16 protein-coding genes are annotated in these 19323 nt (G+C 71.8%); 10 read left to right on the top strand and 6 right to left on the bottom strand.

Annotated elements, in window-relative coordinates; genetic code table 11:
* The first annotated feature begins 6 nt into the window (after positions 1–6).
* The 3 genes from ABZ406_RS01495 to rdgB all read left to right on the top strand — a co-directional run bounded on the left by ABZ406_RS01495 (position 7) and on the right by rdgB (position 2247).
* The gene (locus ABZ406_RS01495) at positions 7–750 is read left to right on the top strand and encodes an MBL fold metallo-hydrolase (protein WP_357755116.1); all 744 of its coding nucleotides are present in this window, start codon (positions 7–9) and stop codon (positions 748–750) included.
* Between the two features lie 154 nt (positions 751–904).
* Entirely contained in the window at positions 905–1633 is a 729-nt protein-coding gene (gene rph / locus ABZ406_RS01490; protein ID WP_357755113.1) for a ribonuclease PH, read from the top strand.
* Complete coding sequence (rdgB, locus tag ABZ406_RS01485) at positions 1630–2247, top strand: RdgB/HAM1 family non-canonical purine NTP pyrophosphatase (protein ID WP_357755111.1); 618 nt, start codon at positions 1630–1632, stop codon at positions 2245–2247. Before rph ends, rdgB begins: the two co-directional genes overlap by 4 nt.
* Positions 2248–2341: 94 nt before the next feature.
* Here the strand turns inward: rdgB and hutH are convergent, their stop codons facing one another.
* The 6 genes from hutH to ABZ406_RS01455 all read right to left on the bottom strand — a co-directional run bounded on the left by hutH (position 2342) and on the right by ABZ406_RS01455 (position 10432).
* Positions 2342–3880 (bottom strand): histidine ammonia-lyase, encoded by a 1539-nt coding sequence (gene hutH, locus ABZ406_RS01480; protein ID WP_357755109.1) that lies wholly within the window; start codon positions 3878–3880, stop codon positions 2342–2344.
* Positions 3877–5064 carry an imidazolonepropionase gene (gene hutI, locus ABZ406_RS01475; RefSeq protein WP_357755106.1) on the bottom strand — a complete coding sequence of 396 codons (1188 nt, stop codon included), beginning with the start codon at positions 5062–5064 and terminating at the stop codon, positions 3877–3879. The genes hutH and hutI overlap by 4 nt, the downstream gene beginning before the upstream one ends.
* Entirely contained in the window at positions 5061–6422 is a 1362-nt protein-coding gene (locus tag ABZ406_RS01470; RefSeq protein WP_357755103.1) for a formimidoylglutamate deiminase, read from the bottom strand. The genes hutI and ABZ406_RS01470 overlap by 4 nt, the downstream gene beginning before the upstream one ends.
* Positions 6423–6687: 265 nt before the next feature.
* Positions 6688–7890, bottom strand: a complete 1203-nt coding sequence (locus ABZ406_RS01465; protein WP_357755101.1) for an allantoate amidohydrolase — start codon at positions 7888–7890, stop codon at positions 6688–6690.
* Positions 7887–9563: a urocanate hydratase gene (hutU, locus tag ABZ406_RS01460; RefSeq protein WP_357755099.1), complete on the bottom strand. Its 1677-nt coding sequence runs from the start codon at positions 9561–9563 to the stop codon at positions 7887–7889. The genes ABZ406_RS01465 and hutU overlap by 4 nt, the downstream gene beginning before the upstream one ends.
* Before the next feature lie 17 nt (positions 9564–9580).
* On the bottom strand, positions 9581–10432 hold the full coding sequence (locus tag ABZ406_RS01455; protein WP_357755097.1) for a MurR/RpiR family transcriptional regulator: 852 nt from the start codon (positions 10430–10432) through the stop codon (positions 9581–9583).
* A gap of 129 nt (positions 10433–10561) precedes the next feature.
* On the opposite strand from ABZ406_RS01455, the gene ABZ406_RS01450 reads away from it, so the two are divergent.
* From ABZ406_RS01450 to ABZ406_RS01420, 7 genes are all read left to right on the top strand, one after another.
* Complete coding sequence (locus ABZ406_RS01450; protein ID WP_357755094.1) at positions 10562–11917, top strand: hypothetical protein; 1356 nt, start codon at positions 10562–10564, stop codon at positions 11915–11917.
* Positions 11918–12008: 91 nt separating this feature from the next.
* Entirely contained in the window at positions 12009–13586 is a 1578-nt protein-coding gene (locus ABZ406_RS01445) for an O-antigen ligase family protein (protein ID WP_357755092.1), read from the top strand.
* Positions 13573–15012, top strand: a complete 1440-nt coding sequence (locus tag ABZ406_RS01440) for a hypothetical protein (protein WP_357755089.1) — start codon at positions 13573–13575, stop codon at positions 15010–15012. Before ABZ406_RS01445 ends, ABZ406_RS01440 begins: the two co-directional genes overlap by 14 nt.
* Positions 15009–16118, top strand: coding sequence for a polysaccharide pyruvyl transferase family protein (locus ABZ406_RS01435; protein ID WP_357755087.1), 1110 nt, complete (start codon positions 15009–15011; stop codon positions 16116–16118). The genes ABZ406_RS01440 and ABZ406_RS01435 overlap by 4 nt, the downstream gene beginning before the upstream one ends.
* Entirely contained in the window at positions 16118–17269 is a 1152-nt protein-coding gene (locus ABZ406_RS01430; protein WP_357755086.1) for a glycosyltransferase family 4 protein, read from the top strand. Before ABZ406_RS01435 ends, ABZ406_RS01430 begins: the two co-directional genes overlap by 1 nt.
* Positions 17266–18096, top strand: coding sequence for a glycosyltransferase family 2 protein (locus ABZ406_RS01425; RefSeq protein ID WP_357755083.1), 831 nt, complete (start codon positions 17266–17268; stop codon positions 18094–18096). The genes ABZ406_RS01430 and ABZ406_RS01425 overlap by 4 nt, the downstream gene beginning before the upstream one ends.
* Positions 18093–19265: a glycosyltransferase family 4 protein gene (locus tag ABZ406_RS01420; protein ID WP_357755081.1), complete on the top strand. Its 1173-nt coding sequence runs from the start codon at positions 18093–18095 to the stop codon at positions 19263–19265. The genes ABZ406_RS01425 and ABZ406_RS01420 overlap by 4 nt, the downstream gene beginning before the upstream one ends.
* Positions 19266–19323 lie beyond the last annotated feature (58 nt).

Raw genomic sequence — 19323 nt, 5'->3', positions numbered from 1 at the left:
CACTCGATGCGACTGACAGTCCTGGGAAGCGCCGGCAGTTTTCCTGGCCCCGAATCCCCCTGCTCCGCCTACCTCGTCGAGGCCGACGGTTTTCGGCTCCTGGTCGACTTCGGTTCGGGGTCGCTGTCCAGCCTCCAGCGCTACGCGGGGCTGCACGCCCCGGACGCGATCCTGTTGACCCACCTGCACTGCGACCACATGTTCGACGCCGTGCTGTACGTGGTGGTGCGCCGGTACGCCCCGGACGGCCCGTACCCGGCGCTGCCCGTGTACGCGCCCGCCGGCGCGCCGGACCGGCTCAGCGCCGCGTACGGCGACGACGGTTCGGTGGAGGACGTGTACCAGTTCTACTCGCTCCAGCCGGGCACGTTCCCGATCGGCCCGTTCACGGTCACCGTCGACCGGGTCAACCACCCGGTGGAGACGTACGGCGTGCGGCTGGAGCACGACGGGCGTTCGCTGTGCTACTCGTCCGACACCGCCCCGTGTGACGCGTTGCTGCGGCTGGCCCAGAACGCCGACGTGTTCCTTTGCGAGGCCAGTTACCTCGACGGTGTGGACAACCCGCCGGATCTGCACCTGACCGGTCGGGAGGCCGGTGAGGCGGCGACCAAGGCCGCTGTGGGCCGGTTGCTGCTCACCCACCTGGTGGCCGCCTGGGGCAGTGAGGCGCACACACTGGAATCGGCCGCCTCCGCGTACACCGGGCCACTCGAGGTGGTCCGACCCGGCGCCAGCTACGACGTCTGACGCACCGCGTCGTCCACCGGACGGTTGTGGCGGTGTACTGGCCCAGGAGTTCGGCTGGCCGGCGGCGGTCGACGGATTCCTCGGTGTGCACGGCGCGGACGTTCTCCGGGGCACCCCGGGCGAGGTGCGCAGCCGCACCGCATAGGGTGCAGGGATGGCGCGACCTGACGGGCGAGGGCCCTCTCAACTCCGACCGGTGACAGTGACCCGAGGCTGGAGCACCCATCCGGAGGGCTCGGTGCTCGTCGAGTTCGGTGGCACCCGGGTGCTCTGCACGGCGAGCGTCACCGAGGGGGTGCCCCGCTGGCGCAAGGGCTCCGGGCTCGGCTGGGTGACCGCCGAGTACGCGATGCTGCCCCGGGCCACCAACACCCGCTCCGACCGGGAGAGCGTCAAGGGCCGGGTCGGTGGCCGTACCCACGAGATCTCCCGGCTGATCGGTCGTAGCCTGCGGGCCAGCATCGACCTCAAGGCGCTCGGCGAGAACTCGATTGTGCTCGACTGTGACGTGCTCCAGGCCGACGGTGGCACCCGCACGGCAGCGATCACCGGCGCGTACGTCGCGTTGCACGACGCGGTGGGCTGGCTGGCCGCCCGGAAGTCGTTGTCGGGTAAGCCGGAGAAGGTGATGCACCGTTCGGTGTCCGCGGTCAGCGTGGGGATCGTCGCCGGGGAGGCCCGGCTGGACCTCTGTTACGAGGAGGACGTCGCCGCCGAGGTGGACATGAACGTGGTGTGCACCGGCACCGGCGACTTCGTCGAGGTGCAGGGCACCGGCGAGGCCGGCGTGTTCGCCCGCGACCAGCTCGACGCCCTGCTCGACCTGGCCGTGGCGGGTTGCGCCGACCTGGCCGAAGCTCAGCGGAAGGCACTCGCCTCATGAACAAGGTCCTGCTCGCCACCCGTAACCGCAAGAAGCTTGTCGAGCTGCAGCGGATCCTGGACGGCGCGCTCGGCGCGCACCGGATCGCCCTGCTCGGGCTCGACGATGTCGAGCAGTACGCGGAGCTGCCGGAGACCGGTCTGACCTTCGGTGAGAACGCGCTGATCAAGGCTCGGGAGGGGTGCCGGCAGAGTGGGCTGCCCACCATCGCCGACGACTCCGGGCTCGCTGTCGAGGCGCTCAACGGGATGCCGGGGGTGTTCAGCGCCCGCTGGTCCGGCCGGCACGGCGACGACCGGGCCAACCTTCAGTTGGTGCTGGACCAGATCGGCGACGTGCCCGACGAGCAGCGGGCCGCCTCGTTCGTCTGCACCGTGGCGTTGGTGCTGCCCGGCGGCAAGGAGCACCTCGTCGACGGCCGGCAGTCCGGTCGGGTGCTGCGCGCGCCGCGCGGTGACGGCGGGTTCGGCTACGACCCGATCTTCCTGGGCGACGGCCAGGACCGGACCAACGCCGAGTTGACCCCGGCGGAGAAGGACGCCATCAGTCACCGGGGCAAGGCGCTGCGCGAGCTGGCCAAGCTGGTCGCGAAGGTGCTGCCGCCCGCCAACTGACGGGCGCGAAGGTGCTGCCGCCCGCCAACTGACGGGCGCGAGGTGCTGCCGCCCGCCGCCTGACCCGCGGCGGACGGCAGCCACCCGCCGGAGATCAGCCCAGCGGGCCGACCTCCCGTTCGATGGCGGCGCGTAGCTCCGGCCCGGCGACGACGGCGCGGGCCGCCTCCATCACCGGGGCGAGGAACACGTCCGGGCCGGGCTCGCCGGCTGCCGCACCGAGCGCGGCGACGGCCGCCTGGCCGGCCGGGGACGGCTCCAGCGGGGCGCGCAACTGAAGGCCGCGTACGCCGGCCAGCAACTCCACAGCGAGCAGGCTGGTCAGGTTGTCCAGCACGGTCCGCAGCTTCTTGGTCGCAGCCCAGCCCATCGAGACGTGGTCCTCCTGCATGCCGCTCGTGGGCAGCGAGTCCACCGAGGCGGGGGACGCCAGCCGACGGTTCTCCGCGACGATGCCGGCCGCCGTGTACTGGGCGATCATCAACCCGGAGTTGACCCCGGCGTCGGGCGAGAGGAACGCCGGCAGCTCCCGGGAGCGGGTGACGTCGAGCAGCCGGTCCACCCGCCGCTCGGCGATCGCGCCCACCTCGGCGGCGGCGATGGCGAGGAAGTCCGCGGCGAAGCCGAGAGGTGCCCCGTGGAAGTTGCCTGTCGACTCGACCCGGCCGTCCGGCAGCACCACCGGGTTGTCCACAACGGACACCAGTTCCCGACCGGCGACGGTGCGGACGAAGTCCAGGGTGTCCCGGGCCGCGCCGGCCACCTGCGGCGCGCACCGCATCGAGTACGCGTCCTGCACGGCGTGCGCCAGGTCGTCGCGGTGCGAGTCCATCACCCGGGAGTCCTGCAACAGCCTGTGGATGTTCGCCGCGGACGCCGCCTGACCCGGGTGCGGCCGGATGGCGTGCAGCTCGGGCAGGAACGGCCGCTCCGATCCGAGCATCGCCTCGATGGCCAGCGCTGCCGTCACGTCGGCCATGGCGAACAGGTGCGCCGAATCGTGGATGGCAAGCAGCAGCATGCCGAGCATGCCGTCGGTGCCGTTGATCAGTGCCAGCCCCTCCTTGGCGGCCAGCTCGATCGGCTTGAGCCCGGCGGCGGTCAGCGCGTCGGCCGCGTCCTGCCGCTCACCAGCCGGGCCGAGCACCCAACCCTCGCCGAGCAGCACCAGCGCGCAGTGCGCCAGCGGTGCCAGGTCGCCGGAGGCGCCCAGCGAGCCGTGCTCCGGCACCCACGGGGTGATGTCGTGGTTGAGCAGGTCAACCAGCGCCTCCGCGACCAGCGGCCGCACCCCGGAGCGGCCCAGGGCGAGGGACCGGACCCGCAGCAGCATCATGGCCCGGACCACCTCCCGCGGCATCGGGGCGCCCACCCCGGCGGCGTGCGACCGGATCAGCGCGTGTTGCAGCTCGGCCCGCCGCTCGGGGGCGATGAAGGTGTTGGCCAACGCGCCGAACCCGGTGGAGACCCCGTAGACGGGACGACCCGACGACTCGATGCCGTCCACGATGGCCCGGCTCGTCGCCATCGCGTCGACGGTGGTCGGCGCGAGGACGACAGAGGCGGTGCCGCGGGCCACCGCGAGAACGTCGTCGGCGGTGATCCCGGTGGGCTGGATGGTCACGTGCGTCATTGCGGTACTCCGTTGCGTATTACCTGGCGGATCAGTGGGACACCGGGCCGGTAGGCCAGGTGCAGGTGCGAGGGCGCGTCGAGGACGACGAGGTCGGCCCGCGCGCCGGGGGTGAGGACACCGATGTCGTCGCGGCGCAGAGCCCGCGCCCCACCGGCGGTGGCGGCCCAGACCGCCTCGGCCGGGGCCATCCGCATCTCGCGGACCGCGAGGGCCACGCAGAACGGCATCGACGAGGTGTACGACGAGCCGGGGTTGCAGTCCGTCGCCAGCGCCACTGTGACACCGGCGTCGAGCAGCCGGCGGGCATCGGGGTACGGCGAGCGGGTGGAGAACTCCGCGCCGGGCAGCAGGGTCGCCACAGTGCGGGTCCCCGACCCGTCGGTGTGGGCGGTGGCGGCGAGCGCTGCCACGTCGGCGTCGCTCAGGTGGGTGCAGTGGTCGACGCTTGCCGCGTCCAGTTCCACGCCCAGTTGCACCCCGGGGCCGGGGCCGAGCTGGTTGGCGTGCAGTCGTACGCCCAGCCCGGCGGCCTGACCACAGGCCAGGATGGCGCGGGCGTGGTCCACGTCGAAGGCGCCCTGTTCGCAGAACACGTCGATCCACTTGGCGTACGGAGCGGCGGCGGCAAGCATCGGCCCGCAGACCAACCCGACGTAGTCGTCCGGGCGGTCGGCGTACTCGGCGGGCACCACGTGCGCGCCCAGGAAGGTGGTCTCGGTGCTGGTCTCGGCGGCGATCCGCAGGGAGCGGGCCTCGTCGGCGACGGTGAGCCCGTACCCACTCTTGATCTCCATGGTCGTGGTGCCCTGGCGCAGCGCCTCCCCGCGCAGCCGGCGCACCGTGACCCGCAGCTCGTCGTCGGTGGCGGCCCGGGTCGCGCCGACAGTGGTCCGGATGCCGCCGCCGGTGTAGGGCTGACCGGCCATCCGGGCGGCGAACTCGGCGGCCCGATCGCCGGCGAAGATCAGGTGGGCGTGGCTGTCCACGAAACCGGGAAGCACTGCCGCCCCACCGGCGTCGACGTGGTGGTCGGCGGCCGGCGCGTACGCCGACGGCCCGACCCAGACCACCCGGCCCTCCTCCACCAGCACGGCGGCGTTGCGGCGGATGCCGAGCGGTCCCTCGCCGGCACCGTTCGTGACCAGCTCCCCGATGTTGTCGACGAGCAGGCTGCCGCTCATGCGGGGATCACCGCCTCGATCGACGCCGACAGTTCGGCCGGTACGTCGACGGTCAGGTGTCGGCCCTCGGCGACCACCAGCCGGCCGTCCACCACCACCTGCTCGACGTCCGCCGCGCCGGCCGCGAAGAACGCGCCCACCGGTGGCACCCCGGCGGTGCGGGCGCTGTCCAGTCGTACCGTCACCAGGTCGGCGCGGGCACCCACCGCGATCCTCCCGGCGTCGGCCCAGCCCAGCGCGGCGTGCCCGGCGACGCTTGCCGCGCCCAGCAGGTCGAGCGGCGCGAAGTGGCCGCGCCGACGGGTGCGCAGCCGCTCGTCCAGCTCCACCGCCCGGGCCTCCTCGAACAGGTCGATCACGGCGTGGCTGTCGCTGCCGAGGCTCAACCGGATGCCCGCGTCGGCCATCGGTCGGGCCGGGCCGATGCCGTCGGCGAGGTCCCGTTCGGTGGTGGGGCAGAGGCACACACCGGTCCGGCTGTCACCGAGCAGTGTCAGGTCGGCGCTCGTGGGGTGGGTGGCGTGCACGGCCGTGGTGCCCGGCCCGAGCACGCCGTGGTCGGCGAGCAGTGCGGCGGGCGTACGCCCGTGCACTCGCCGGCACTCGTCGTTCTCGGCGGGTTGCTCGGACAGGTGCACGTGCAGCGGTGCCTGCCTCTCGCGGGCCCAGTCGGCGACGGTGCGTAGCTGGTCGGCCGGGACGGCCCGTACCGAGTGCACCGCCGCGCCGACCCGGATGTGCGGGTCCGTCGGCTGGAACGCCGCAGCGCGTTCGGCCCAGCGGCCCGCGTCACCGTCGCCGAAGCGTCGCTGCGGCCCGGCGAGCTGTCGACCGTCCACGCTGGAGGTCAGGTAGCAGGTGTCCAGCACCGTGAGCCGGATCCCGGCGTGGGCGGCGGCCTCCACGAGCGCCGCACCCATCGCGTTCGGGTCGTCGTACGCGCCGCCGTCCGGCCGGTGGTGCAGGTAGTGGAACTCGCCGACGCAGGTGATCCCGGCCAGCGCCATCTCGGCATAGACGGCCCGGGCCAGGGCGAGGTAGGTGTCCGGGTCCAACCGGTCGGCGACGGCGTACATCTGGTCCCGCCAGGTCCAGAAGTCACCCCGCCCGCCATGGGTACGCCCCCGCAGTGCCCGGTGGAACGCGTGCGAGTGCGTGTTAGCCAGGCCAGGCAGGGTCAGGCCGGGCAGCGGCACCGCGTCGGCGTACACCTCGACCCCGGCGGGTGGCCTGCTGCCGGGCGTCAGCGGCGTCACGGCGGTGATCCGGCCGTCGTCGACCTCGATCAGCACGTCGGGGGTGGGCTCGGCGTGCTCGGGCAGCCAGGCGTACTCGGCGAGCCAGCGGGTGGTGGTCATGCCACTCGCCTCCTTTCGAGCTGAATCGTCTGCGACATCAGCGTCGAGGCCGGTGCCGAGGCCGAGGCCGAGGCCGGTGCCGGTGTCGGTGTCGGTGTTGGCGTTGGCGTCGGTTCCGGCGTCGGTTTCGGCCTTTGCTGTGATTCGTTTGCGGCATCAGCTCCAAAGGACGTCGACACCAGGTGCCGACCCCCGCTGCGGCGGAGCCGCCGCACCCGGGAGCCTGGCTGCCTCGGGCCAGCCGGCGAGCGGCCCGTCACCCTGTTCACCTGCACGTCAGCTCCTTCAGCACCCGGGCCAACGCCCGAACCCCGGCGGCGCAGTCGTCGTCGGTGGCGGTCTCGGCGGGGGAGTGCGAGACGCCAGTCGGGTTGCGCACGAAGAGCATCGCGGTGGGCAGGTACGCGGCGAGCACACCGGCGTCGTGGCCCGCCCCGGTGGGCAGCACCGGCGCGTCGAGAAGCGTGGCCAGTCGGTCGGCCAACCCGCCGTCGAAGGCGACCACCGGGGTGGCGGACTCCTCGGTGACCGTCACCGTCGTACCGTCGCGGCGGGCCCGTTCGGCGAGCTTGCCGCGCACCGCGTCGACAAGCCCGGTCAGGGTGTCCGGGTCGGCAGCGCGGGCGTCCAGCCAGCCGGTCACCTTCGACGGGATCGCGTTCGTGGCGTTCGGTGCGACGGCGACCCGGCCCACAGTGGCGTGCGCGCCGCGCAGCCGGGCCTCCTTGTTGGCCGCCAGCACCGCGAACGCGTAGGTGAGCATCGGGTCACGCCGGTCGGCCATCCGGGTGGTACCCGCGTGGTTGCCCTCGCCGACGACGTCGAAGCGCCACCGCCCGTGCGGCCAGATCGCGCTCGCCACCGCTACCGGCGCGTCCGTGTCGGCGAGCGCGCGGCCCTGCTCGACGTGCAACTCCACGAAGGCACCGAACCGGCCCAGCACCTCCGGGCGGGCGCCCGCCGGCCGGTCACCGAGCGCCTCGGCGAAACTCACCCCGGCCGCGTCGCGCAGGCCGGCCGCGCGTTCGGCCGAGAGCGCCCCGGTCAGCAGCCGCGAACCCAGGCAGGGTACGCCGAAGCGCGCCCCCTCCTCCTCGACGAAGGCACCGAGAACCAGCGGCCGGTCCGGGGTGACGCCGGCGGCGCGCAGCTCGTCGACGGCGAGGAACGCGCTGACGATGCCGAGCGGCCCGTCGTACGCCCCGCCGTGCGGCACGGAGTCGAAGTGGCTGCCGGTGAGCACCGCGTCGGACGCCTCCGGGTCACCCCAGTGGGCGAAGAGGTTGCCGTTGCCGTCCTCGGTGACCGGCATGGCACGGCGCTCGGCCTGCGCACGGAACCAGGCGCGCAGTTCCCGTTCCGGCTCGGTCAACGCGTACCGCAGATAGCCGCCGCTGTCGGCGTCCCGTCCGACCGGCGCGATCTCGTCCCACAGCGCCCGGAACCGGGCGGAAAGGTCGCCGCTCACGCAGGGTCCCCCTCCGTCATGGGTACCCGGACGCCGTGGCGGTCGGCGACCTCGCGGGCGCTCTCGTAGCCGGCGTCGACGTGCCGGATGACACCCATCGCCGGGTCGTTGGTGAGCACCCGTTCGATCTTCTGACCGGCGAGGGCGGTGCCGTCTGCCACGCACACCTGCCCGGCGTGGATCGACCTGCCGATGCCCACGCCGCCGCCGTGGTGGATCGACACCCAGGACGCGCCGCTGGCCGTGTTGACCAGGGCGTTGAGCAGCGGCCAGTCGGCGATGGCGTCGGAGCCGTCGGCCATCCCCTCGGTCTCCCGGTACGGGCTCGCGACGCTGCCGGTGTCCAGGTGGTCGCGGCCGATCACCACCGGGGCGGAGAGTTCGCCGGAGGCGACCATGTCGTTGAACCGCACGCCGGCCCGGTCCCGTTCGCCCTGGCCCAACCAGCAGATCCGGGCCGGTAGGCCCTGGAACGCGACCCGCTCACCGGCCAGCTTGATCCAACGGGCAAGCGACTCGTTCTCCGGGAACAGGTCGAGGATGGCGCGGTCGGTGGCCGCGATGTCCGCCGGGTCACCGGAGAGCGCCGCCCACCGGAACGGACCCCGACCCTCACAGAACAACGGCCGGATGTACGCGGGCACGAAGCCCGGGAAGTCGAAGGCGCGCTGGTAGCCGCCGAGCTGCGCCTCACCCCGGATCGAGTTGCCGTAGTCGAACACCTCGGCACCGGCGTCGAGGAAGCCGACCATCGCCTCGACGTGCTGCGCCATCGACGCGCGGGCCCGGTCGGTGAACTCGGCCGGCTTCGCGGCGGCGTAGTCCCGGGCCTCGGCCAGTTCCACCCCCACCGGCAGGTACGCCAGCGGGTCGTGTGCGCTGGTCTGGTCGGTCACGATGTCGATCTCGACGCCCCGGTGCAGCAGGTCCGGAAAGACCTCGGCGGCGTTGCCGACCACGCCGACGCTCAGCGCCCGGCGTTCCCGCTTCGCCGCGCAGACCCGAGCGATCGCGTCGTCCAGGTTGTCGGCCACCTCGTCCAGATAGCGGTCGTGCACCCGACGGTCGAGCCGGGTGCGGTCCACGTCCACGATCAGGCACACGCCGCCGTTCATGGTGACAGCGAGTGGCTGCGCGCCGCCCATCCCGCCGCAGCCGGCGGTGAGAGTCAGCGTGCCCGCCAGGGTGCTCCCGCCCTGCCCGTCGCCGTCGGCGATCTTCGCGGCCACCGCCGCGAACGTCTCGTAGGTGCCCTGGAGGATGCCCTGCGTTCCGATGTAGATCCACGAACCGGCGGTCATCTGCCCGTACATGGTCAGGCCGAGCTGTTCGAGGCGGCGGAACTCCGGCCAGTTCGCCCAGTCACCGACCAGGTTCGAGTTGGCCAACAGCACCCGGGGCGCCCACTCGTGGGTGCGCATGACCCCGACCGGGCGGCCCGACTGCACGAGCATCGTCTCGTCCTCGCGCAGGTCGGTGAGCGTCCGGACCAACGCGTGGTACGACGGCCAGTCCCGCGCCGCCTTACCGGTGCCGCCGTAGACCACCAGGTCGTCGGGGCGTTCGGCCACCTCGGGGTCGAGGTTGTTCATCAACATCCGCAGGGCGCCCTCCTGCTGCCACCCGCGGGTGGTGAGCTGGTTGCCCCGTGCGGCACGAATGGGTCGGGTCATCTCTGGTTCTCCTCCGGTCAACCGAGGAACAACTGTCGGCGGGCCGCGGAGGCTTCGAACGCCTCCAGTCGGCGCTGGGTGTCGGTCGGCGCGGCATCGCAGATCGCCTGCAACAGCACCATGGCCAGGGTCATCGGTGCGGTGTGCAGGTCGAAGACGAGCTGCGCGCCGACCGCTGCGGCGAGCACCACGTCGGCGTGCTCGGTGGCCGGGCTGACCGGCGAGTCGGTGATCGCCACCACTGTCAACCCGGCGCGACGGGCGTCGCGCAACGCGTCCAGGGTCTCCCGGGGGTAGCGGGGCAGCACGAAGGCCAGCACGGCGGACGCCCCGGCCTCGGCGGCCTGCTCCAGGCGGTCGGTGAGCAGGCTGCCGCCGTCGTCGAGGACCCGGACGTCCGGGTGCACCTTGGCCGCGAAGTAGGCGAAGTACGCGGCGAGTGGTGCGGCGGCACGCAGGCCCAGCACCGGCAGTGGGCGGCTTGCGGCGAGCAGCCGCCCGGTCTCGGCGATCCGGTCCCGGTCGGCGAGCTGACCGGCCAGTCGGTCCAGGTTGTCCATTTCGGCGCGTACCGCCTGCTGGAGTTCGTTCTCGGTGTCCGCCGGCCCGCCCGGCGTCGCGGTGGTCAGGTCGCGCAGGCGGCGGCGCAGTGCCGGATAGCCGTCGTGGCCGAGCGCGACGGCGAACCGGGTGACCGACGGCTGGCTGACCCCGGCCAGTTCGGCGACCTCGGCGGCGGACAGGTACGCCACGGTGGGGGCGTGCTGCACCAGACAGTGCGCGATCCGGCGTTGGGTGGGGGTGAGTCGTACCCCTTGGAACAGGTCGAGCACCCGGTCAGCGGGTGCCTCGACAGCTCCTTCATTCATGTGCCGACTCTATGCATGAGAACTTTCACTGGCAAGCGGCTCCGGCCACCGCCAGCCGCCCCGGGCGGGGCAGGCCCGGTTGGCCGACGGTCGGTACTATCCGCACGGCGGTTCAACGGAGGAGTGCGCATGCAGCCGGAAGGCCCCTACAGGTACACCCACGCGTTGGGCGGGTCTCCGGTGGGGAAAGCATGGGCCGCGATCGACGAGCAGGGCCGTTTCGTCACAGTTGCTGTGCTCGAGGCCGCAGTGGCCGCCACACCCGGCTGGCGTGAGGCGTTCGCCGCGGCCGCCGACCTGTTGGCCACGTCAGCCAATCCGATGCCCTACACGTACGCCGACTTCTCCGCCGCCGCGCCCTGGGTGGCCTACCCGGCCGAGGCGGGCCCCGGCGCCGAGAAGCTGTTCCGGGCCCTCGGTGTCGACTACACCCCCGCCCCGACAGTGGCCCCACCGACGTCCGCGCCGCCCGTCTTCTCCGCGCCGCCTTCAATGTCCGCCCCGCCGGCGTTCTCCGCCCCGCCTTCGGTGTCCGCACCCCCGGTGTCGGGTCCGCCGCAGCCCGTCTCCGGTGGTCCGCAGGCCCCGTGGGCGGTGCAGTCCGGCCCGATACCCGGTCAGCTGGTCTCCGCGGCCCCGCACTCCGTCTCCGGCGTACCCACCTCGCCGGGGCCGGTCACCTCGTCCCCGCCGGCCGCGCACACGTCCCCGGTCAGCGGGCCGGGCCCCGACACCCTCGCCGCGCCGCCGCACGACCCGTTCAGGTCGCCGACGCAGCGGATCCGTCCCTCCTCGCCCCGCAAGAGCCGTACCGGGCTCTGGGTCGGGATCGCCGCCCTGGTGGTGGTGCTCGTCGGTGGTGTGGGTGCGGTCGCGTGGCGCAGCTTCGGCGGGCCGTCCGAGCCCACGACGGCGAGCCCAGCGCCCACCGCGACGGCCACGTCCGGCCCCACGGCCTCGCTGCCGACCAGCCCGCCCCAGCAGCCCGGCCTGGAGCCGCCCCGGCCGGGGGACTGGCCCAGGTGGCCGACCTTCGTCGAGAGTGCGGCGGTCCACACCCTCAACCCGGACGGCCTGGGCATCACGTTCCGGGCGCCGGCCAATTGGGACTGCACCCCCGGTAGTCGCGGCGAAGGACAGGTCGAGTACAACTGCGGTGCCGCGATCGCTGACAACTCGGAGGTCGGCGGCGAGTTGATCGTCCGCGAGTGCCGCGATTGCAAAGAGGAGCAACGGGCCGCACTGCGCAAGGCCGAGGAGGCGTGGGGGCTGCAATGGCGCAGCGCCGGGCAGTATGTCGTCCTGGCCGAGACCGTCAAACTGAACGGCGCCGAAAGGTACGCCATTGTTGTTGTCGCATTCTGGCGTTCCTCGCCGGACGGTGCCATCGACCGCCAGTTGGTGCTGCGGATGACCGGCCCACCTGCCTATATGAATGACATTCGTCGGGTGGTCAACTCCGTGCGCGACAACGCGCGCTTCTGACCGACATGTCAGCCGTTTCGGCAGTCGAGAAGACGTATCAACGGTGCCGGCGAACCAGTTTCCCGCTTACCCGAAAGTCAGGCCGTAAGGCGTGAGCAGACCCCCGCATGACCAGCGCAGCCCCGGCGGTGACTGGTTGGCCAACGCCGAGACGGAGATCGTCATGTTGCCCGGCGTCGGCGATGGTCATCCGCAGGATGATCCGAGCCAGGCCCCGACGACACGGCTCAACCCGGCCGAGGTGCTGGCCCAGCGACGGGTCGGCCCCACCGCTGCCCCGGCTGCGGGCCCGCCCGCCGCGCCGCCCGCCGACCCCGTAGGCCCGGCCGCTGGCATCGCCGACGAGGCGTCCGGGCCGCACTCGTCGGGCCGCCATCGGGCCCCGGGCGTGCTCACGCAACTGACAGCGGCCGGCCGGGCACTCGTCGAGGGCCTGCGAACCGATCCGGACCACCGCATCGTCGCCGTGTTGGCAGTGCTCGTGGCGTCGCTCGGTCTGGCGCCGATCGCCCTCGCCCCGTCCGAGGTGGTGATCTACAGCGGCGTGGCCACCGGCACGCCGATGTTGTACACGTACACGATCGCCATCGTGGCGGCCCTGGTCGTGATCGGCATCCAGACGCGGCGCCAACTCACCGGCGCCCTCTTCCCGTGGGTGCCGTTCCTCGGCTGGATGCTCCTGTTCGCCGTGTTCGCCTGGGACTCGTCCCTGCGCACCGTGAGCGGCCTCGTGCACTTCAGCCTGGTGGCGATCGTGTTCGCCATCGGAGTCAGCGCCGAACGGGCCGACCGGAGAAAATCCGTCCTGCTGTGGGCGTTCGCGGCGGTGGCGTGGTTGCAGCTCTTCGCGATCATGATGGCGGTCATCGGTTTCCCGCTGCGCCGCATCGCCGGCCAGCAGGCGCTCGACGTGCTCGGCCGCGCCACCGGCCTGACCAGCCATCCCGGCGAGTTGGCGAAGCTGATGTTCTTCTGCGGGATGTGCGCGTTGACCCTGCCGCAGAAGACGGTGCGGCAACGGTGGGTGGCCTGGACGACACTCGGCGCCGTCTTCCTCGGCGTCTCCCTCACCCAGAGCCGTTCGGTCCTCGCCGCCGTGGTCTCCATGATCCTCATCCTGGTGGTGCTCGAGTTCGTGACCGGGCGCTGGCAGAAGAAGTACTTCGTCGTCCTCGGGATCACCGGCCTGCTCGGCCTGCTGTCGGTGCCGTGGCTGATCAAGCGGTTCACGGCCGACCCCGAGGGAGGCGACCGCCAGCACCTGCTCCAGGTCGCCTTCGACGTGATCCGGGACCACCCGTGGGCCGGGGTGGGCCCCAACAGCTACGTGGCCGTCGCCGGCGCCTCCGATCCGCTCACCGCCAGCGGCGTGCCAGTGCACAACGTGCTGTTGCTCAGCGCCGCGGAGCTGGGCATCGTCGGTGCGCTGCTGCTCTGGCTGCCGTTCGCGATGGCCGCGACGACCGCCATCCACTCCGTGTTCCGGGTACGGACCTCCGAACTGGCCCCCCGGGTTCTGGTAAGCGCACTGCCGGGTCTCGTCCTGATCGGCATGACGGGATGGGGACTGATGCAAGGACCGTACTTCCTGATGTTCGCGCTGGTCGCCGGCTACTTCTACGCCCGGTCGCGACACGCACGGATGGCGAGTGGTCATGGTCGCGACTGAGGTCACCACGCCGGAGCGACGGCGACCGTCCCTGACCATCGTGTCGGGCCTGCTGGGCATCTCCACCCTGGCCACCCGATCCACCACCCTGGTGGTGATGGCGTTCCTGACCAGGGGCGCCGGCACCGAGGCGGTCGGCTTCTACGGTCTCGCCACCCTCATCGCGTCGTTCACCGCCGCCGCGCTCTCCCTCGGCCTGCCGACCTACCTGACCAGGGAGGCAGCCGCCGGAACCGTGTCTCCGCCGGTGGTCGCGCGGATCCACTGTGGGCGCTTCGCCGCGTTGACGGTGGCCGCCGCCGTCGCGTACCCCCTGATCGGTGCGGTCCTCCCCCCGGAGGCGCAGTTCGCCTTCTTCCTGATCTTCGTGGCCAGCCTGCTCGAGCAGTGGAACGAGACGGCGTGGGTCCTCATCCGAGGCACGCCCTCGGCCTGGGCGGAGCCGCTCACGAACGTGTCCGCGGGCCTCCTGCTGGTCGGCGCTTGCGCCGTCGACGTGTGGCTGCTGGACGGGCTCACCCTCGGCGACGCCGCCGTCTACATGTCGATAGCGGCCGTCCTCCGGTCCGCTGCCGCGTTCCTCATCGTGCGCATCCTGCCGGCGCTGCGTGACTCCCGGGGCATCCGTGCCTTCCAGCACGTCCGGCAGGCCCTGCCCTACTTCGCCGCCGACCTCTTCGGTCTCTTCTACTTCCGCGGCGACGTGTTCGTCCTGGCGTTCTTCGTCGCCGCCGCAGAGGTCGGCGAGTACGTGTCGGCGGCGGCGATCGTCGGACCGGTGGTCCAGGTCGCGGCGTCCATGGGCGTCGGCGCGCTCGCCTACGCCGCGCCACGGCGGGCATCCGGGGCCGCCCAGGCGAACGATCCGCTCACGATCTTCCGGTTCTTCGGGCTCGCGGGCCAGGCCGCCGCCGGCGTCATGTTCATCGGCATCCCGATCGGGACGGCTGTGTTGTTCGGCGACCACGCCGGAAACATCCCGACGCTGGCCATGGTGCTCACCTTCTTCCTCGTTCTACGATTCGGCAACTTCGGCCTGTCCGCCATTCTGCTCTCCCAGGGCCGCGCCTCCAGCCGGCTGATCGTGCTGGCGTTGAGCATCTGTGGCAGCGTCGGGCTGAACGTCGCACTCGACGGCACGTACGGCGCCTTCGGATCCGCCACGGCGATGGTGCTGAACGAACTGGTCGTGGCCGGGTCACTGCTCTGGTTCCTGCGGATAAAGGAACTGGTACGTCCGGTCGTGATCTCGGTCGTGATCGTGGCGGCGGCGGTCGGCGGGCTCGCCGTACTGCTGGCCGTCCTGGAGCCCGCCCTGGCGTCCTTCATCCTGGGCGGCGTCATTCTCGTGCTGGCTACCGCCAAATTGTTGGCTCAACGGAGGGCCGCAGGTCACCTGCAGGCCGCGACGACGGAGGACATGTGAGGGTCGGAATAGTCGGGTGGTTCGGATCGGACAATCTCGGAGACGAGATCCTCCTCCACTCGCTCATTACCTGCGTCCGGGCGGTCAAGGAGAACGCGACCTTCGTGGTCTTCTGCCCCAACCCGGACCGGGTCGCCGAACTGCACGGCGTGGACACGGAGAACATGCCGGTGCTGCGGGCTCGTGGCGCCTCGGAGCGCCAGGTCGCGGTCCAACGGTCGATCAAGTCGTGTGATCTGCTGCTCCTCGGCCCCGGCACGGTCTTCCAGGAGCGTTCGCCGAACCTGTCCTGGCCCGGCACGCTGCCGATGTTCGCCCGGATCATCGCGATGGCCAAGATTGCCGGAACGCCCGTCGCCACTGTGGGCGTCGGCGTCCGCGAGGGCGGAACCCCGTTCGGTCGTCAACTGCTCCGGGTCATCGGCGCCGCCTGCGTCGGCGTCGGTGTGCGCGACGAGCGGACCGCGTCGCACTTCGGCTCCAGCGCCGAGGTCATCGGCGACATGGCGTACACCCTGCCGCTGCCCGAGTTGGAGCCGGTCGGCCCCGGTCGGCGCTTCGCGCTGTCCATGCGGCCGCTCGCGCCGGAGTTGGAGGGCCCACTGCTGGCGGCGACCTCCGGTTGTGCCGCCCGCCTGCGCCAGGAGGGATGGTCGGGCACCTTCCTTCCGATGGCCTTCGGCCGGGGAGCGCACGGCGAGGACGACCGGGTCATCTACGAGCGGGCGTTCCGCGACCTGCTGGCCCTGGACCAGACCCCGCTGGACGGCAGTCAACCACTCGCCGGGGCGCTCCGCACCTGGTTGCAGGCGCTGTCGACGAATCAGCTCGTCCTCGGCACCCGCCTGCACGCGGCGCTCCTGGCCGTGGCGATCGGCGTTCCCACGGTGGCCATCGCCTACGAGCGGAAGGTCCAGGACGCCTTCGTCGATCTGGGGCTCAGCGAGTACGTGGTGCCGCCGGACGTCGACGCCGACACGCTGTACCGGAAGGCCACCCAGGCCGCCGCGGCGACCGACGAGTTCCGGGAGGCCGCCGGCCGGGTCGCGGCCCAGGGCCGCGTCGCGCAGGGATTCGTCACGACTCTGCTGAAGCGGCTGGGCTGATGCGCGTCCTGCTGCTCACCCCGTTCGCGCCGAACGGCACGCACAACCATGCCGCCGCCGACACGATCGTGCAGCTCACGCCGCGGCTGGCCGAACAGGTCGACCTCTTCGTGTACTCGCCGGGAAACACCGAGGCGACCGAGCCTGACGACCTGAAGTACACGTTGCTGCCGTCGAACGTCGTCGCACGTCCGAGTCACCTGGACCGTCTCCGGGTCGAACCGGCCTGGCTGCGCCAGGCGTGGCCACGGGAGGCCACCCAGGAGGCTGCCGAGCTGATCCGCCGGATCCAGCCCGACGTGGTGCACGCGGAGTACCTGCAGTCCGCCGAGGTCGTCGGGCTCAGCCGGTCCTCGGTGCTGGGCCTGCACGACATCACCGAGAAGGTCATGCGGGAGTCGTACCGGGCGTCGTCCGGCCTGGAACGGCCGTACCGTCTCGCCGAGCTGGTGCGGACCCGACGGTTCGAGCGGGCGGCGATCCGGCAGGCCGCCGCCGTCATCACCCTGTCCGACGCCGACTTCGCGGTGGCCAAGGAGTACAACCCCAACACCGTCCTCGCCCGGCCCGGCATCCACGTCGGGGAGCGGTCCTGGTCGCCGCCGCCGGTGACCAGCAGGCCCCGGCTGGTGTTCGCCGGGGCGATGTGGCGACGGGCGAACGTCCTCGTCGCCGAGCTTCTCGCCCGGGAGGTGATGCCGATCGTGTGGCAGAGCCTGCCGGACGCCGAGCTCAGGATCGTCGGGGCCGATCCCACAGCCGACGTGGTCGGTCTCGGCGAGAACGACAGCCGGGTGGTGGTGACCGGGGCGGTGCCCGACTTCCAGTCGGAGATGCTCGGCGCCCACGCCGTCGTCGTGCCGTCGATCGTGGGCGGCGGTGTGCTGATGAAGGTGGCGCACGCCATGGCCCTGGGCTGCCCGGTCATCACGTCCAGCGGGCCGGCCGAATCGGTCCGGGGGGACGCCTCGATGCTGTTCGTCGCGTCGAGCGCGGACGAGATCGCGGCTGCCGTGCGGGCCGCTGTCGAGTCACCGCAGGACGCCGCGCAGCGTGGTCGGAACGCTCGCGCCCACATCGAGCGGACGTTCCGGTGGGACGACACGGTCCGCTCGTACCTCGACGCCTACGCGATTGCGGGTCGACAGTGAAGATCGCAGCCATCATCGTCTCCTACAACTCGGCCAAGGAGCTTCCCCTCAGCCTGGGCTGCCTGGCTGCCCTGCCGATCGAACATGTCGTGGTGGTGGACAACTCCTCCACCGACGACAGCGTCGAGGTGGCCAAGTCCTTCGGGTACCAGGTCATCTCGCTGCCGAACGTCGGCTTCGGCAAGGCCATCAACGCCGCGGCGGAGACCATCCCCGACGCGGACGCCTACTTCCTGCTCAACCCCGACTGCCACATCACCGCCGAGTCCTTCGCGCACCTCGCCGAGGCAGTGCGGGCCGACCCGACGTTGGGGGTGGCCGCGCCGCTGATGCGGTACCCCGACGGGAGCTTCGGGATCTCGGCGGGCCCCACGCCGAGCATGGCCAAGGAGTGGCTGGCCGCCCTCCGCGTCGACGAGCTCGTGCCCAGCGGCGTCAAGCGGTCGTTGGCGCAGGCGGGGCCGCTGCGCAAGAAGTTCGCGATGCTCGACTACCTCGACGTCGAGCCCACCGGTCAGGTACGCGAGGCCGCCTGGGTGTCGGGCTTCTGCATGCTCGTCCGAGGGGACGCCTTCCGGGCCGTCGGTGGGTTCGACAGCGACTTCTTCCTCTACTTCGAGGACGTTGACCTCTGCGCCCGGCTCTGGGCCGGGGGCTGGAGTGTGAAGTCGATCGGGACGAGCGTCGCCGAGCACAAGGAGAGCACCAGTACCGCTGCGGTCGGCAAGAACAACCTGTACCGGGCCGGCATGCAGGTCTATTTCGCGAAGCACGGCACGCGAGCACAGCGACTCCTCGCGTCCGCCCTAAGGAGGCTGCCGATTTGAAGATTTTGTTCGTAGCACCCTGGATCCCGGCGTCGGTTCGTCCGCGAAGCCTGGTGATCCTGGAGATGCTCGCCGCCGAACACGATGTCCGCTTCCTCGCGCTGACGCACGACGACAAGGAGGTGCAGCTGGCCGACCAACTGCCGGTCAAGGAGCGCACCCTCGTCCCCAACCCGCGCGCCGGTTCCATGCTGCGCTCCGCGCGTGCGCTGGGCACCGGGGCCTCGTTGCAGACGGGGTACGCGAGCCCGAAGGCGCTCACCGACGCCCTGCGGCAGCAGTTGGACGAGTTCCAGCCGGACGTGGTGCACCTCAACGTCTTCCGCACCGTCCACCTGGTCGAGGCCTGCGGCGACACGCCGGTCATCGTCGACCTGGACGAGTTCCGCAGCGAGTACTACGAGCAGTTGGCCTCGCACGGGCCCAACCTCGCCTGGCGGGCGTTGGGTCGGGTGGAGGGCAGCCGGATGCGGGCGCGGGAGGACGAACTGGTCCGCAAGGGGGTGCCGCTGATGCTCTCGGCGCCGTCCCTGCCCGGCCAGGAGCGACCCAACACCTACCTGGTCCGCAGCCCCTGCGACTTCTCCGTCCAGCGGCAGCAGGGTCCGATCGCACCGACGGTCCTGTTCGTCGGTCGCCTCAGCTACGAGGCGAACGTCAACGGCCTCATGTGGTTCGTGCGCGAGTGCTGGCAGGGCATTCGTGACGTGGTGCCGGACGCCCGGCTGCGGATCGTCGGCACGGACCCGCCGAAGGCGGTCCAGGCGCTCGTCGGAAACGGCATCGAGCTGCACGCCAACGCGCCAGCGGTCGAGCCCTACTACTCGGACGCGGCGGTGGCCATCGCGCCGATCTTCCGGGGCACCGGGGTGCAGCTGAAGCTCATCCAGGCCATGTCCGCCGGAGTGCCGAGCGTGACGACGAGCATGGTGGCCGACCGCGCCGGTGTGCGGGACGGCGTGCACGTGAGCGTCGCCGACGACAGCGCCGGCTGGATCGCCAAGGTCGCGGCGTTGTTGTCCGCACCGGAGACCGCCGAGCGGATGGCCGTCAACGGCCGGGAGTGGGTAGTGGCGCACCACAGCTCGGCGGCGGTCCGTCAGCAGTTGCAGGCGGCCTACGCCTCGCTCTCGCGGCGGTCAGGGGTGGACGCCGGACCGCATCGCTGACGCACCAGCCCGGATGGCGAAGGGGCCGCCGAGACGATTGTCTCGACGGCCCCTTCGG

The sequence above is a fragment of the Micromonospora sp. NPDC005710 genome (genome assembly GCF_040630995.1).
Lineage (GTDB): Bacteria > Actinomycetota > Actinomycetes > Mycobacteriales > Micromonosporaceae > Micromonospora.
The sequence above is the reverse complement of the archived record's forward strand: the minus strand, read 5'-3'. Positions and strand labels throughout refer to the sequence as shown.